The organism is Streptomyces sp. NPDC093071, from assembly GCF_044754545.1.
In the GTDB taxonomy this organism is placed as follows: Bacteria; Actinomycetota; Actinomycetes; order Streptomycetales; family Streptomycetaceae; genus Streptomyces.
The window spans coordinates 215,819-230,491 of sequence record NZ_JBIVPH010000008.1 but is presented as its reverse complement, the minus strand read 5'-3'; the positions used below and the strand labels follow the sequence as shown (position 1 = coordinate 230,491).

Genomic DNA, 14,673 nt, shown 5'->3' with positions numbered 1-14,673 from the left:
CCGGAAACACCGGGACTCGGCGCACTCCTGATTCACGAGGGGACCTGGGGTGGGACAGAGCAGCGTGCGTGGGGAGGGAACGCGGGGAGACGTACCCCGTGCCCGTGAACTGGGCTGGGACGACGACCTGCACGGGGCCGGCGAGGCGACCGGCGCCGACGCCTCCGGAGAGGCCTCGGCCCCGGACGGCACGACCCGCGCGGAACGGCGGCGTGGAACGGCGGGCGGTGACGCGCGTAGCGGCCGCCGCGGCGGGGGCGGCGGCTCGCGCCGGCGTCCCAAGAACGGCGCCGGGAAGAACGGCCCCGGCAAGAAGGCCGGCAAGCGCAAGGCCCTGCGCTGGGTGGCGATCACCCTAGCGGTGCTGATACTCGGGACGGCCGGCGCCGGATACCTGTACTACGAGCACCTGAACAACAACATCCGCGGCGGCAGCCGCGCGGGCGGCAACAGCGGCGTCAAGAAGGCCGCGCCGAACGCGCTGGGCGACACCCCGCTGAACATCCTCATGATCGGCTCGGACGACCGGGCCAACGAGAAGAACGTCGCCCTGGGCGGCGGCAAGAACGACCGGGACCGCAAGCCGCTGGCCGACGTGCAGATGCTGCTGCACATCTCGGCGGACCGGGAGAACGCCTCGATCGTCTCCGTCCCCCGCGACACGGTCGTCCCGATCCCCGAGTGCAAGGACAAGGACGGCACGACCTACCCGGCCACGACCAACCGGCCGATCAACGAGAGCCTCCAGCGCGGCGGCCCCGGCTGCACCCTCACCACCTGGGAGAACCTCACCGGGGTCTACATCGACCACTGGATGATGGTCGACTTCGCCGGTGTCGTGGCGATGGCCGACGAGGTCGGCGGCGTCCCGGTCTGCGTGAAGACCGGCGTCCACGACAAGTCCACCAGGCTGGTCAAGGGCGGCTCCGGCCTGAAGCTGCGCAAGGGCACCACCGAGATCCAGGGCGAGCAGGCCCTCCAGTGGCTGCGCACCCGGCACGCGTTCGGCAGCGACCAGAACCGCGCCAAGGCCCAGCACATGTACATGAACGGCATGATGAAGAAGCTCCAGAGCCAGAACGCCTGGAGCGACAGCGGCCGTCTGATGGGTCTGGCCGACACCGCCACGCGGGCCCTCCAGGTCTCCGACGAGATCAAGAGCGTGAAGAAGCTCTTCGACCTGTCGATGCAGCTCAAGAACGTCAAGCTCGACCGGCTGACGACGGCGACGGTCCCGACGACGCCCTATCCCGCCAATCCCAAGGCGTGGCTGGAGATGGTCCCGGCGTCCGCCGAGAAGATGTGGACGATGCTCCGTGACGACGTCGCCTTCGACAAGAACGGCGACAAGGCCGGCGCCAAGCCGAAGCCGACGGCCTCCGCGAAGCCGAAGGTGCCCGCCGACGCCCCCGGTTCCTTCGGCGTGACGATCGTCAACGGCACCGACGGCACCGGCGAACCGGCCGTCCAGGGCCGCGCCCGCGCGCTGGCCGAGACCCTCCAGGGCAAGGGCTTCACCCAGGCCGAGTCCTCCCAGGAGGGCGGGCCCCGCAAGGACACCGTGGTCGTCTACCCCAAGGACGACGGCGACCAGGGCAAGGCGAACGCCCAGTCGGTGGCCAAGGCGCTCGGACTGCCCGACTCCGCGGTCCGGATCGACGCCAAGGCCGAGGGCATCAAGCTCATCATCGGCGGCGACTGGCGCGAGGGCTCGGTCTACAAGCGGCCGACGCACGCCGCGGGCGACCTGCCCGAGGGCGCCGACGACAAGGCGGACTGCATGGACGTCTACTCGGTCTACCAGTGGGACGGGGAGAGCTGACCGCCGCTCCCTCACGAACACGGCGACGGCCGGACCCCTTTCCGGGGTCCGGCCGTCGCCGTGTTCGGACGCGGACGCGGTCCTCAGACCGTCTCCGTCTCCCCCGCCGTCACCGCCGGGCGGCGGCTCGCGATGACCTTCCTCGCGAGGGAGCGGGGGCTGGTGAGGAAGCCGTAGCCCCAGGACATGTGCATGGTGGCGAGGGCCACCGGGATCTGGAGGCGGGCCTTGAGCGGGAGGCCCTTGCCCGCCGGGACCGAACCGGCGGTGATCGCGGCCAGGTAGCCGGCCGGGACCACGAAGCCGAGCGGGGTGACGAGGGCGCCCACGACCACGCCGGCGGCGATGGCGCAGACGGCGGTCGGCGGGGCCAGGTAGCGGAGGTTGATGGAGCCCTGGTGGTAGCGGGCCACCACGTGGCGCCAACGCCCGTAGTCCTTGTACTGCTTGGCGAGCGCCTTCACCGAGGGCCGGGGGCGGTACTGGACGCGCAGCTCCGGCGAGAACCAGATCAGGCCGCCCGCCTCGCGGATCCGGAAGTTCAGCTCCCAGTCCTGGGCGCGGATGAACTCCACGTTGTAGCCGCCCTGCTGCTCCAGGGCCTCACGCCGGAAGACGCCCAGGTAGACGGTCTCGGCGGGGCCCGCCTCGCCGCCCGTGTGGAAGGCCGCGTTGCCGACGCCGATCTTCGAGGTCATCGCGGCGGCGACCGCGTCCTCCCAGGCGTTCTCACCCTCGGCGTGCATGATGCCGCCGACGTTCTGCGCGCCGGTCTCCTCCAGGAGCCGCACGGCGGTGGCGATGTAGTTCGGGGAGAGCATCCCGTGGCCGTCGACGCGCACCACGATCGGGTGGCGGGAGGCCTTGATCGCCGCGTTGAGGGCGGCGGGCGTACGGCCCGTGGGGTTGGGCACGGTGTGGACGCGGGGGTCCTCCCGGACGAGTTCGGCGGCGATCTCGTCGGTGCGGTCCGTGGACGGGCCGAGCGCGATCACCACCTCCATCTCGCCGTCGTACTCCTGCTCCAGGATGTGGCGGACGGAGTTGCGCAGGTGCCGCTCCTCGTTGAGGACCGGCATGATCACGGAGACGGGGGGCAGCATGGTTCCTCGGCGGTGCGGGAGGGGTGTCCCCCGCGAGACGGAGACGGTGTTTTCGTCCGCCACGTTACCGCGAACGGGGGACACGGGTGCGCGCCGCACGGGTGGCGGGCCCTTGCGCTGATCGTATGGGCCTACGGTGCTCACGGCCCCCTTGTCCCACCCGCGGAGGTGTCCGTCCGTGCCCACACCGCCCCGCACGCCCCGTCCCCGGCCCGCCGCCCGCCGCGTACCGGCGCGACGGCCGCGGCGGCCCCGGTGGGGGATGCGGATGGCGACGGCGCTCTCCGTGACGGTCCTCGCGGCGGGCGGGATCGGACACGCCCTGGTGACCGGCCTGGACACCGGGCTCACCCGGGTCGACCCCTTCAAGGACATGAAGAACCGGCCGCTGGCCGGGCACGGGATGAACGTCCTCGTCGTCGGCACGGACGGCCGGGACCGGATCAGCGCGGAGGAGCGGGCGAAGTACCGGCTCGGCGGCGCGCCCTGCAACTGCACCGACACGGTGATGCTGGTGCACATCTCGGAGGACCGGGACCGGGCGAGCGTGGTGAGCCTGCCCCGCGACTCGTACGCCGAGATGCCCGAGCACACCGACCTCACCAGCGGCGAGAAGCACCACGCGCATCCGGTGAAGCTGAACGCGGCCTACGCGGAGGGCGGGCCCGCGCTGACCGTGCGGACCGTGGAGTCGATGACCGGCGTCAAGATCGACCACTACCTGGAGGTCGACTTCACCAGCTTCATGCGGACCGTGGACGCGGTCGGCGGGGTGCAGATCTGTACGACGAAGCGGCTGAAGGACGCGTACACCGGGCTCGACCTGGCCCCCGGCACCCACGAGCTGGACGGCGGGCAGGCCCTGCAGTACGTGCGCTCCCGGCACATCGACGGGGCGGCCGACATCGGGCGGATGCAGCGGCAGCAGAAGTTCGTGGCGGCGCTGGTGGAGCGGGTGACGAGCGGCGGGGTGCTGTTCAACCCGGTGCGGTTCCGGGCGGTGGCCACCGGCATGTTGAGCTCCGTACGGGCCGACGAGGGGTTCGGCACGGACCAGATGCTGTCGCTCTCCAAGGCGATGCGCGGCTTCACGCCGGCGTCGTCGGAGTTCGTGTCCGTGCCGGTCGGGGACATGAGCTTCCCGGTGAAGGGCATCGGCTCGACGGTGAAGTGGGACGCGGCGAAGGCGCAGCAGCTCTTCCAGGCGCTGCGGGAGGACCGGCCGATCGCCGCGCGGAAGGAGGCGACCTCGGCGAAGGCGCCGAAGGACGTCGTGGTGGACGTGGCGCCGGACACGGTCCGGGTGCAGGTCTACAACGGGACCCGGACGGACGGCCTCGGCCGGAAGGTCGACGACGCGCTGCGCGGGACCGGCTTCGCCACCACCCGGACGCCGAGGACGGCGGAGGGGGCGGAGCGGGAGCGCACGGTCGTGGAGTACGACCCGCGCTGGGACCGCTCGGCGAAGTCCCTGGCGGCGGCCCTGCCGGGCGCGGAGCTGAAGGCGGTGGCGGGCAGGGGCGGGACGCTGCGGGTGGTCGTGGGGGCGGACTACAAGGGCGTCCGGGCGGTACGGGCGGAGGAACCGGAGAAGCCGTTCGAGGCGGTGACGGGCGACCAGGTGGTGTGCCCGTGACCCGAGGGGCGGGCGCGGGCTCCTGACCGGGGCGGGTCCGTGACCGGGGCGGGTCCGTGACCGGGGCGGGTCCGTGACCGGGGCGGGTCCGTGACCGGGGCGGGTCCGTGACCGGGGCGGAGTGCGAACGTCGACGGGGCTTGGGCCCCTGAGCGGGCCGGGGCCGGAGTCCGGCCCCGTGCGCCCCGGTCCCCGTACGTCTCAGTCCTCGTAGCCCTCCGCCACCCGCCGTTCCCGCAGTTCCTTGATCGCCTGGCGGCGGGCCAGGCGGTGGGTGCGGCGGATCTGGGCCTCCTGGTTGCGGCGCTTGTCCTTCTCCGTCTCCGGGACGACCTGCGGGACCGGGCGGGGCTTGCCCTCCGCGTCGACGGCCGCGAAGACCAGATAGGCGGAGCCGACCTGGGTGGCGGGCGTGGACTCGTTCCAGCGCTCGGCCATGACCCGGACGCCGACCTCCATGGAGGACCGGCCCGTCCAGTTGACCTGGGCCTTCACGTGGACCAGGTCGCCGACCCTGACGGGCTCCAGGAAGACCATCTCGTCCATGGAGGCGGTCACGGCGGGCCCGCCCGAGTGCCGGCCCGCGACGGCGCCCGCCGCGTCGTCCACCAGCTTCATGATCACGCCGCCGTGCACCGTGCCCAGGAGGTTGGTGTCGTGGCTGGTCATGATGTGGCTGAGGGTGGTGCGGGAGGCCGAGGTGGGCTTGCCCGGGATATCGCCCTGATCTGTCATGCCCTCCACCTTATGCCGGACCTCCGTGACGCCCCCATTCGGTCCGCTTTGCATCAGCTTGGCAACAGCACCGCCCCGATCCTCCACCCGCCCTGTCGCCGGGAAAGCCCTGCCCGGCACACTGTTCCCCATGAATGACTGGCCCGATGACGGCGGATACGGCCGCGGCCCCGCGAACCCCCAGCCCGAGGGTCCTCGCAGGATGAGCCACGTGCAGCGCCCGCAGGTTCCGCAGCAGCCGCCCCGTTACGACCAGGGCTACGACCCGAGCTTCACGCAGGCGCAGGGCACCGGCTACGACTCCGGTTACAACACGGGCCAGGTCTACGGCGGCGCCCAGGGCGGTGCTCCCCAGGGCGGCGGTGACGGCCGGGGCGGCATCCCCCCGCAGTACACCCCCCGGGGCCCGGGCGGCTCCGGGAGCGGTCCTGCCCCCGACTGGCGCAAGCGGATCAAGGTCGGCTCGATCGTCCTGGTCGTCGGCGTCCTCGCCTGGGGCATCGGCACGTACGCCTGGGCCAGCTCGCAGATGCGCAACGAGGTGGACCTCTCCAAGGTCATCGAGCGCCCGTCCGAGGGCGACTGCACCACGTACCTGATCGTCGGCTCCGACAGCCGCGAGGGCATGTCGGCCGAGGAGAAGAAGAAGCTGCACACCGGCTCCGCCGAGGGCAAGCGGACCGACTCGATGATGATCCTCGCGGCCTGCTCCAGCGGGAACACGATGGTCTCGCTGCCGCGCGACTCCTGGGTGACGATCCCCTCGTTCGTCGGCTCCGAGTCGGGCAAGAAGTACGGGGCCCGCGGCGGCTCCAAGCTGAACGCGGCGTACGCGATGGACGGCCCCGAGCTGCTCGTGCGGACCGTGGAGTACAACACCGGGCTGCGCATCGACCACTACGCGGAGATCGGCTTCGCCGGCTTCGCGAACATCGTGGACGCGCTCGGCGGCGTCGAGCTGAACATCGAGAAGGGCTTCAAGGACAAGAAGTCCGGCGCGGACTTCCAGGCCGGCACGCAGACCCTCAACGGCGAGCAGGCCCTGGCCTTCGTCCGCACCCGGTACGCCTTCGCCGAGTCGGACCTGGCGCGGACGAAGAACCAGCAGAAGTTCCTCTCCGCCCTGGCCAACCAGGCGGCGACGCCGGGCACGATCCTCAACCCGTTCGCGCTGTACCCGACGCTGGGCGCCGGTCTGGACACGCTGATCGTGGACAAGGACATGTCGCTGTACGACCTCGGCACGATGTTCTTCGCGATGAAGGGCATCAGCGGCGGCGACGGCAAGTCCATGAACATCCCGATCGCGGGCACCGCCCCGCAGGGCTCCCTGAAGTGGGACATGCCGAAGGTGAAGCAGCTGGTGGAGCAGATCAGGAACGACCAGAAGGTCACGGTCGAGTCGAACCGCTGACCCCGCGGGACGGACGGGCCGGGGCACGGCCGAGCCCCCCACCAGGGCACGGCTATGCTCGGGCAGGCATTCCGCCCGACCCCTCTGGAGTACCGCATGGCCCTCAAGATCACCGTGATCGGCACCGGCTACCTCGGCGCCACCCACGCCGCGGCCATGGCGGAACTCGGATTCGAGGTCCTCGGCCTCGACGTCGTCCCCGAGAAGATCGAGCTGCTGTCCTCCGGCCGGGTCCCGATGTACGAGCCGGGGCTCGAAGAGCTGCTCGCGAAGCACGTCGCCGGCATCGAGGGATCGAGCGGCCGGCTGCGGTTCACCACCTCCTGGGAGGAGGTGGGCGCCTTCGGCGACGTGCACTTCGTCTGCGTGAACACCCCGCAGAAGCACGGCGAGTACGCCTGTGACATGAGTTACGTGGACGCCGCCTTCACCTCCCTCGCCGGGGTCGTACGGGAAGGGGCCCTGGTCGTCGGCAAGTCGACCGTGCCGGTCGGCTCGGCCGAGCGGCTCGCGGCCCTGCTCCCGGCGGGCGTCGAGCTCGCCTGGAACCCCGAGTTCCTGCGGGAGGGCTTCGCCGTCGGCGACACCCTGCACCCGGACCGGATCGTGGTCGGCGTGCGCGGCGAGCGGGCCGAGAAGCTGCTGCGCGAGGTGTACGCGGTGCCGGTCGGGGAGGGCTCGCCGTTCGTGGTGACCGACTTCCCGACGGCGGAGCTGGTGAAGACCGCCGCGAACTCCTTCCTCGCCACCAAGATCTCCTTCATCAACGCGATGGCGGAGGTCTGCGAGGCCGCCGACGGCGACGTCGCCAAGCTGGCGGAGGCCATCGGGCACGACGAGCGGATCGGCTCCAAGTTCCTGCGGGCCGGCATCGGCTTCGGCGGCGGCTGCCTGCCGAAGGACATCCGGGCGTTCATGGCCCGGGCGGGCGAGCTGGGCGCCGACCAGGCGCTGACCTTCCTGCGCGAGATCGACTCGATCAACATGCGGCGGCGCGGCCAGATGGTGGAGATGACCCGCGAGGTCCTGGGCGGGAGCTCCTTCCTGGGCCGCCGGGTCGCCGTCCTCGGCGCCACCTTCAAGCCGGACTCGGACGACGTCCGCGACTCCCCCGCCCTGAACGTGGCCGGGCAGATACACCTCCAGGGCGGTCAGGTCACCGTCTACGACCCGAAGGGCATGGAGAACGCCCGCCGGCTCTTCCCGACCCTGGGGTACGCGGACTCGGCCCTGGAGGCCGTGCGCGGGGCGGACGTGGTGCTGCACCTGACGGAGTGGCGCGAGTTCCGCGAGCTGGACCCGGCGGAGCTGGGCGAGGCGGTGTCCGCCCGGATCGTCCTCGACGGCCGCAACGCGCTCGACGCGGCGCGGTGGCGCGGGGCGGGCTGGACGTACCGGGCGATGGGACGTCCGCGGGCGTAGGGCCCGGGGACCCGGGGGGAAGAACGGCGCATGAGCACCACCATGGGCGGATTCGTGCGGACGATGGCCGCCGTGGCCGTCGGAGCGGTGCTCGTCACCGGATGCGGCGGCGGGTCGGAGGGCGGCGCGAAGGGCCCGGCCGCCTTCGGGAGGGAGGCCGCCCGGGCGGACCTGGACGCGGCCGGCGAGGCCGCCGGGCTGCCCGGCGAAGCGAAGCCGGAGTCCCCGGAGCCGGAGGACCCGTCCGACGGTCCGGCCACCGAGGAGGAGCGGAAGCGGAAGGACGTGGCGGACCGGATGGCGGCCTGCTCGACCGCCTGGTCGGCCCGCGACCCGAAGCCCGCCGAGGCGGAGCGGCAGTTCCGGGACGTCCTCGCGGCCCTCGCGGAACGCGGCTGGAAGGAGCACAAGCCCGTCGAGCGGGTGACGCTCGACGAGGACGGCTTCGTGCTGACGGCCCAGTACAAGAAGCAGGGGTGGACCCTCTTCGCCCGGCACACCGACGCGGACGTCTTCCGCATGACCACGATCACGGCCACGGAGGACGCCTGCGCGGCCCGGTTCACGGACGCGGAACTGGAGCTCCTGGAGGGCTAGCCGGGGCCTTGCCGGGCGTCGGAGTGGGTAGGCGGGACAGAAGAACACTCCCGCTTCCGCGGAATCCGCGCGGAGCCCCCGCGAAAGAGGAGAGCCATGCCCGTCGCCACCCTGCGGTCCGTCGTCCTGGACTGTCCCGACCCGCTGTCCCTCGCCACCTTCTACGCCGGGATCCTCGGCGGCTCCCCGCAGGTCTCGGAGGATTCCGAGGAAGGGGACTCCTGGGTGGTCCTCTCCGGGCACGACGGCACGCGGCTCGCCTTCCAGGAGGTCGCTGGGTACGTCGCGCCGCGCTGGCCCGAGGAGGACGGCGGGCAGCAGTTCCACCTGGACCTGACCGTGGACGACCTCGACCGGGGCGAGGAGCAGGTGCTCGCGCTCGGCGCCAAGCTGCTCGACGCGGGCGGACCCGACCGCGACTTCCGCGTGTACGCGGACCCGGTCGGGCACCCGTTCTGCCTCTGCGTGGACCTGTAGGCCGCCCGACCGTGACACGGACACGCCCGCGACCCGCTCCGGCGGGGGCGGGCGTCCGCGCGTCGGGCTTCCCCGTCGTCGCTTCCGGCGGCTAGGAACCGTCCCGGAGGCTGATGGTGCCTCGCCTGCGGTTCGGGCCCTCGTCGAACAGCGAGCGGTCCACCACGGGCCGGGGCGCGGGCCGTGCGGCGAGCAGTCTGATCGTGTCCCGCCCGGCCAGCGCGACGCGCCACTGCCCCAGGTCCGGCCTGGTGCCGTACGCACCGCCCGCGAGACCCCACAGACGGCGCACGGCCGTCTCCCGCCGCTCGTCGAGCACCCCGCCGACCGGTGTCAGCTCGTGCTCCGGGGTCAGATAAGGCTCTTGGGCGAGGACCCGGCCGATCATCAGGGCGGCCTTGTAACGATCGCTGTCGACGCTCACCGTCCCGGGCGGCGCCTTCGGGTCGAGCCAGTCCGGAGTGTCCGCCTGGGCGAGTACGGGGGCCCGGCCCGTGATGCGCACGCCGTCACAGTCCAGCAGGTGCACGGCCGGATCCGGATCGAGCGACCACAGGACGTTCGCCTGCGAGAGGTCACCGATCACGAGCCCCATCGTGTGCAGTCGGTCGACCAGCTCCACCAGGCCCACCACCAGGGCGTACCGCTCGGCAGGTGTGGGCTGCCGAAGAGTCCGGGTGCCGGCCTTCGGCGCCCGGAGCAGGAACTGCAGCTCGGTCAGCTTGACGTCGCCCTTGGCCGAACGCCAGGTCATCGAGTCGGGTGCCCGGCGCATGAGGAAGCCCACCACCCGGCCGCCGTCCAGCACCCGGCACAGCGGCCATGCGGCGCTGCGGTCGAGCTGCTGTCGGTCGGCCGGAGCGAGCCCCAGACGCAGGGCGACGAGAGCGGCGAGAGCGGTTCCGTCGGCCTTGTGCGGCTCCAGGTACCTCTTGAAGAGAAGCCGCCCCGGCCCGCCGACCTCGTGCACCCGCCCCTGGCCGCCGGTAGCGAGCTCCTTCCCCAGCGCGAGCCGTGTCTGCTCGACGTCCAGACCGTCGTCCGCCGTCACTGCAGCGTCTCCCAGAGCACGACCGCGGTGCGGTCGTCGTCGTACGACTTCACCCGGTACTGGAACTGCCAGAGGAAGTCCACGGGCCCGGGCACGACGTCACCGCCCCAGGCGGCGCCGAGGAACTCCCGCATCTCGGGCTCGCCCGCCAGCGGCGAGGAGAGGCCGTCGGTGGAGAGGACCAGGACGTCGCCGGGCCGGGTGGTCAGCAGTCGCGTCACGGGAGTGCGGGTCAGGGGGAGCGCGGCGGTCCGGGTGTCGATGATCCCGTCGTCCGTCTCCCTGACGGTCCCGCCGGGCGCCAGGTCCCACTTCCCGTCCCGGAGCAGGGCGGTGCCGCCGTCCCCGATCGTGACGAGGCCGCGGGTGCGGACCTCCGGATCGAGCGGGACGAGGAGCACCCGGAGCGTGGTGGAGTACGCGGCGGGGTCGGTCTCGCTTCCCACGGCGATCTGCTGCAAGCGGGCCGCGATCCGGGTCGTCGTCTCTTCCGCCACGTCGGCGAAGCGGTCCGCCCGGCCGGCGGCCAGGGCCTCGTACATCTCGCGGGCCCGTAGATCGAAGGCCCAGACCGCGAGCCGGCACGCCTTGTACGCCCCGACGTGGGAGAGGCGCTGCGAGCCGACCCCGTCGGCCACGGCCAGCATCAGCAGTTCGCCCCCGGCCTCCTCCCCGAGCAGGGCCATGATGACCGAGTCCTGCCGGGGCTCGCCCGTATAGCGGTGGGAGTCGCCCCGCACCGAGGCCGCGCGCACGGTCAGCGCGCCGAAGGCGGCGCCGTCCAGCACGATGTCCGGAAGGATCGCGGCGGCCTTTCCGTCCGACACCCGCTTGCGGCCCTGGGGCACCGACGGATAACTCGGTGGTCTGCGGCCGCTGTGCGCGGGGGCCCCGAGGAGCGGAAGGTCCGGGACGGCCGGGTCGGCCCGCCTCCCGGGTTCGGGCGAGGTGTCCGGGGCGGGGCCGGACGGAACGTCCCGGGGTGTCGGGTCCGCTGGGACGGCAGTCGCCACCGACGCGTCTTCGGCCACCGGTCCGTGGAACGGCACGGGCTCCGCTCGGTTCTCGTGTTCCATCGCGTCGTCCGTCCTCAGAGCTTGTCGAGCGACACGGTCGCGAAGCCGGGCACGGTCTCCTCCACGGAGAGCGTGAAGTCGGAGTTGCCGTCGGAGGCGATGCTGGTGGCCGACCGCACGATGGACTTGGTCAGGCTGGAGGCGAACTCCCGCAGGGCCGCGGCGGGGGACACGTTCTGGTCCTGCTGGATGAAGGCTCGGAAGTTCGCCACGTGGGCGATGGTGGACTTCTCGGCGTCGCCCACGCCGAAGGCGATGATCTTCGGGCAGTAGCGGGACTTCGTCAGCTCGTCGTACGCCTGCTGCCAGTCGTCGTCGGTCGGGACGCCGTCCGACATGAAGAAGGCGACCGGCCGGTACACCTCGTGTCCCTCGGCCTTCAGCGCGGCGACGTCCGTCTCGATGCAGCGCAGCAGGGTACGGAAGGCGTTTCCGAACGAGGTGAGGCCGCCGGCCGCCAGGGCGGGGACCTCGTCGATGTCGCTCAGGTCGACCAGGGGCTGGAGCACGTTGGCCTCGGTGGAGAAGCCGATGAGGCAGAACCGGGTCTTGTCGGCCACGGTGGGGTTGGTGCTGATCTCGTCGTGCAGCTTGGGCAGTGCTTCGTTGAGGGCGTCGACGTTGGAACCCGCCATCGAGCCCGACTCGTCGCACAGCAGGTAGAACGGGAGTATCTGCATGGGTGCTTCCCTCCGGTGAGGCGGTCGGTGGCCGCTCAGTACGTGTAGAAGTAGATTTCGAGGTCGGCGTGCCCGCCCGAGGGGGCGCCCTTCCAGAAGTCGCGCGTGGTGGCACCCCTGAACATGTCCGGGCGGGCCTTGGCCAGCTGCGAGTTGACGTCCGTGGCGTAGTCCCCGCCGAGGCCCGGTTCGGGGTGGTGGCCGAAGGTGAGGACGAAGGCCGCCTGGCGTCCTTCGTACCGCGCGGTGATCTTTCGGAGCTGTTCCCGCATGGTCGCCCGGTCCCCGGGCGGTGCGTCGAGGGAGACCTTCACCGGAGTGCGGGTCACCGCACGCGGTCCCTTGGGCGCGGGGGTCTTGGACGGGCCGGGCTTCGGACTCGTGGTCGCCTTGGGGCCGGTGGGCGCCTCGGCCGCCAGCGGGTCGCCCTGGTCTCCCATGGCGACCAGGGCGAGGACGAGCAGCATGTCCGCGAAGAGCCAGCCCGCCAAGTGCAGCGGATTGAACCGGGGGGCTCTCACCGGACCTCGGCCCGGCCCGGCGGGACGTCCTGTCGCCGCGGTCCGGGCAGGGCGTCCCCGGGGGCGAGCCGTGCGAGTGCCTCCGCCAGGGTGTCCGAGGCTCTCCCGAGCCGCTCGGCGACCCCGGTCAGGACGTCCGCCTGATCGGCGAACCTGCCGAGCAGGGCGTGGGTGTCCGCGCTGTTGCGGGCCGAGGCGGTCACGATCTCGGTGAGCCGGTCGAGCACCTGGCCCGACAGGTCCCCGGAGACCTCGATCCCCGTGGTGAAGGCACGCTGTGCCGCGGCCAGCATCAGGACGGAGTCCTCCACCCGGGTTCCGGCCTTCTCCAGGACGTCCCGCACCTCGCCGCTCATTCCCCGTACGTCCTCCAGAGCCTTGCGCACCATGACTCCGTTGCCGCTGACCGAGGCCTCGACCTCCTTGCCGCTCCCCCTCACCGCGTCCTCGATGCGGTTCGCGGCGGTCTCCAGCGGGCGTACGGCGGTGTCCACGCCGGCCAGCCGCTGCTGCGCCTTGTCGAGGGACTCGCCGACGAGCGCGGCCGCCAGGGCGATTTCCTGCTGGGTCTTCGCCGCCCGCGTGCCGAGCCGGTTGAGGGTGGCGGCGGACTTCGTGAGCTCTTCGGCGAACCGCACGGGAGAGGAGAGCCGGTGGGCGTTGAGGCAGAGCTGGGCCCGCGTCAGAACGGGCACCATCCTGCGCAGCAGGTCCTCGACGCGCCGTTCGCCCTCCTTCTCCCTGCGGGCGGTCTCGGTGCGCCGCCACCCGTGCACCAGGGCCAGGACGAGGAGGACGAGGATCGCGCCGGTCGCGAAGCCGGCCACGTGACCGAAGGTGAAGAAGCCGGTCAAGCGGCCCTCGAAGCCTGACTGCCACAGTTGGAGGAAGGGCCGGGTGGCCGCCTTCGGGTCCGTGCCCGTCAGGGCCTCATAGGCACTGGACGCCCGGGTGAGCCCCAGCCAGGTCAGTGCGAGCGGGACGAAGACGAGGCCGCCGAGAAGCGTTTCGAGCCAGCCCCAGGCCGGGTGCTCCCGCGCGGGGAAACCGACGGTCAGGCTTTCCGGGCGAGCGAACGCGTCGAGAAGATCGATTTCCGCCCACGGTTCGAGCGGACGGGGATCGGTACTCGCGGAGCGCAACGCCCCGGAGAGATCCAGCAGTTCCTCGGCGCGGGAGGCCAGTTCGGCCTCACGGGAAAGATCTTCGATCTCTTTTGCTACTTTTCGATGATTCGCCGAAGAATCGACGGCCATGTCCACCCCACACATGAGAGACCAGGGGTTTCGCCACGGTGCCGCGTGCTCCCCAGCACGCCCTGAGGCACCCGCCATCCCCCGGATTTGGGCAGATCCTAGCCCACCCGTCGGTACTCTGCTGTCCGGAGATTGATATCCGCCAGGGGGGCAGGAATGGGATCGGATCGTCCGCGTGGTGTCGTTCGGCTCAAGCCGAAATCGGTGGAATACGAAGCGGCGCGAGAGACCGCGGCGGTACGCGAGGAAACGGGCCGGCGGGATGCGGAGACCCTGCTGACCAAGGCGACGCCCCGTGGGCTTGTGGCCGGCCGGGGAATGCTCCAGGCCAATCTGAACTGGTCGGCGTCGACGGGGGCGGACCTGGATCTCGGTTGTCTGATCGAGCTCGCCGACGGATCGGTGCACGTCGTCCAGGCGCTCGGGAACACGTTCGGCGCACTCGATGCGCCTCCCTACGTCCGGCTCGACCAGGACGACCGGACCGGTGCCTCCTCGGACGGGGAGACGGTACGGATGAATCTGGAGTACCGGGCCCGGGTGCGCCGGACGCTCGTCTACACCTTCGTCTACGAAGGCGCCGTGGACTTCCGGAGCCTGGGTGGCGTCGTGACGGTCACGGCCCCTTCGGGCGGCCTGCGCATCCTCCTGGACGACGCGCCGACCGGAGCGACGGCCTGCGCGATCGCTTCGATCACGTCGGGCCGGGAAGGAACGGTGGTACGGCGCGAGGTGCGCTGGTTCACCGCGACGCAGTGGCAGAGCAACCAGCAGCTGATCGACCAGGCTTACGGTTTCGGGGTCGACTGGGTGTGGGCCACCAAGGACTGAGGAGCCGCTCCGTCCCTCTCCCACCCGACCGGTAGGCCGCTCGGCGCGTCCG

At 71.7% G+C, this 14,673-nt stretch carries 14 protein-coding genes; 7 read left to right on the top strand and 7 right to left on the bottom strand.

Features of this window, described 5'->3' with window-relative positions; all coding sequences use genetic code 11:
• Positions 1–49 precede the first annotated feature (49 nt).
• A complete protein-coding gene (locus tag ACIQD7_RS26815) occupies positions 50–1,822 on the top strand; it encodes an LCP family protein (protein WP_402444871.1) in 1,773 nt (590 codons plus the stop codon).
• Positions 1,823–1,905: 83 nt separating this feature from the next.
• Here the strand turns inward: ACIQD7_RS26815 and ACIQD7_RS26810 are convergent, their stop codons facing one another.
• On the bottom strand, positions 1,906–2,925 hold the full coding sequence (locus ACIQD7_RS26810) for a glycosyltransferase family 2 protein (RefSeq protein ID WP_121829846.1): 1,020 nt from the start codon (positions 2,923–2,925) through the stop codon (positions 1,906–1,908).
• Between the two features lie 262 nt (positions 2,926–3,187).
• Here ACIQD7_RS26810 and ACIQD7_RS26805 point away from each other — a divergent pair, with 262 nt between their 5' ends.
• Positions 3,188–4,561 (top strand): LCP family protein, encoded by a 1,374-nt coding sequence (locus ACIQD7_RS26805; RefSeq protein WP_121829845.1) that lies wholly within the window; start codon positions 3,188–3,190, stop codon positions 4,559–4,561.
• A gap of 201 nt (positions 4,562–4,762) precedes the next feature.
• Here the strand turns inward: ACIQD7_RS26805 and ACIQD7_RS26800 are convergent, their stop codons facing one another.
• Positions 4,763–5,296 carry an acyl-CoA thioesterase gene (locus ACIQD7_RS26800; RefSeq protein ID WP_121829844.1) on the bottom strand — a complete coding sequence of 178 codons (534 nt, stop codon included), beginning with the start codon at positions 5,294–5,296 and terminating at the stop codon, positions 4,763–4,765.
• Positions 5,297–5,426: 130 nt separating this feature from the next.
• Here ACIQD7_RS26800 and ACIQD7_RS26795 point away from each other — a divergent pair, with 130 nt between their 5' ends.
• The 4 genes from ACIQD7_RS26795 (at position 5,427) to ACIQD7_RS26780 (ending at position 9,206) form a co-directional block, all read left to right on the top strand.
• Entirely contained in the window at positions 5,427–6,710 is a 1,284-nt protein-coding gene (locus tag ACIQD7_RS26795; protein ID WP_402444869.1) for an LCP family protein, read from the top strand.
• Positions 6,711–6,806: 96 nt separating this feature from the next.
• Positions 6,807–8,132 carry a UDP-glucose/GDP-mannose dehydrogenase family protein gene (locus tag ACIQD7_RS26790; RefSeq protein ID WP_121829842.1) on the top strand — a complete coding sequence of 442 codons (1,326 nt, stop codon included), beginning with the start codon at positions 6,807–6,809 and terminating at the stop codon, positions 8,130–8,132.
• A gap of 30 nt (positions 8,133–8,162) precedes the next feature.
• Positions 8,163–8,729: a hypothetical protein gene (locus ACIQD7_RS26785; protein WP_402444867.1), complete on the top strand. Its 567-nt coding sequence runs from the start codon at positions 8,163–8,165 to the stop codon at positions 8,727–8,729.
• A 96-nt stretch (positions 8,730–8,825) separates the two neighbouring features.
• The gene (locus tag ACIQD7_RS26780) at positions 8,826–9,206 is read left to right on the top strand and encodes a VOC family protein (RefSeq protein ID WP_121829840.1); all 381 of its coding nucleotides are present in this window, start codon (positions 8,826–8,828) and stop codon (positions 9,204–9,206) included.
• A gap of 91 nt (positions 9,207–9,297) precedes the next feature.
• Here ACIQD7_RS26780 and ACIQD7_RS26775 read toward each other — a convergent pair whose 3' ends face one another.
• The 5 genes from ACIQD7_RS26775 to ACIQD7_RS26755 form a co-directional block, all read right to left on the bottom strand.
• Positions 9,298–10,257, bottom strand: a complete 960-nt coding sequence (locus ACIQD7_RS26775; protein WP_402444865.1) for a hypothetical protein — start codon at positions 10,255–10,257, stop codon at positions 9,298–9,300.
• On the bottom strand, positions 10,254–11,084 hold the full coding sequence (locus ACIQD7_RS26770; RefSeq protein ID WP_402444863.1) for a protein phosphatase 2C domain-containing protein: 831 nt from the start codon (positions 11,082–11,084) through the stop codon (positions 10,254–10,256). The genes ACIQD7_RS26775 and ACIQD7_RS26770 overlap by 4 nt, the downstream gene beginning before the upstream one ends.
• A gap of 263 nt (positions 11,085–11,347) precedes the next feature.
• A complete protein-coding gene (locus ACIQD7_RS26765; RefSeq protein ID WP_402444860.1) occupies positions 11,348–12,013 on the bottom strand; it encodes a VWA domain-containing protein in 666 nt (221 codons plus the stop codon).
• A gap of 35 nt (positions 12,014–12,048) precedes the next feature.
• A complete protein-coding gene (locus ACIQD7_RS26760) occupies positions 12,049–12,534 on the bottom strand; it encodes a hypothetical protein (protein WP_402444859.1) in 486 nt (161 codons plus the stop codon).
• Positions 12,531–13,790 carry a methyl-accepting chemotaxis protein gene (locus ACIQD7_RS26755; protein ID WP_402444857.1) on the bottom strand — a complete coding sequence of 420 codons (1,260 nt, stop codon included), beginning with the start codon at positions 13,788–13,790 and terminating at the stop codon, positions 12,531–12,533. The genes ACIQD7_RS26760 and ACIQD7_RS26755 overlap by 4 nt, the downstream gene beginning before the upstream one ends.
• 156 nt (positions 13,791–13,946) lie before the next feature.
• On the opposite strand from ACIQD7_RS26755, the gene ACIQD7_RS26750 reads away from it, so the two are divergent.
• Entirely contained in the window at positions 13,947–14,621 is a 675-nt protein-coding gene (locus ACIQD7_RS26750; RefSeq protein WP_402444855.1) for a tellurium resistance protein, read from the top strand.
• The last annotated feature ends 52 nt before the right edge of the window (positions 14,622–14,673 follow it).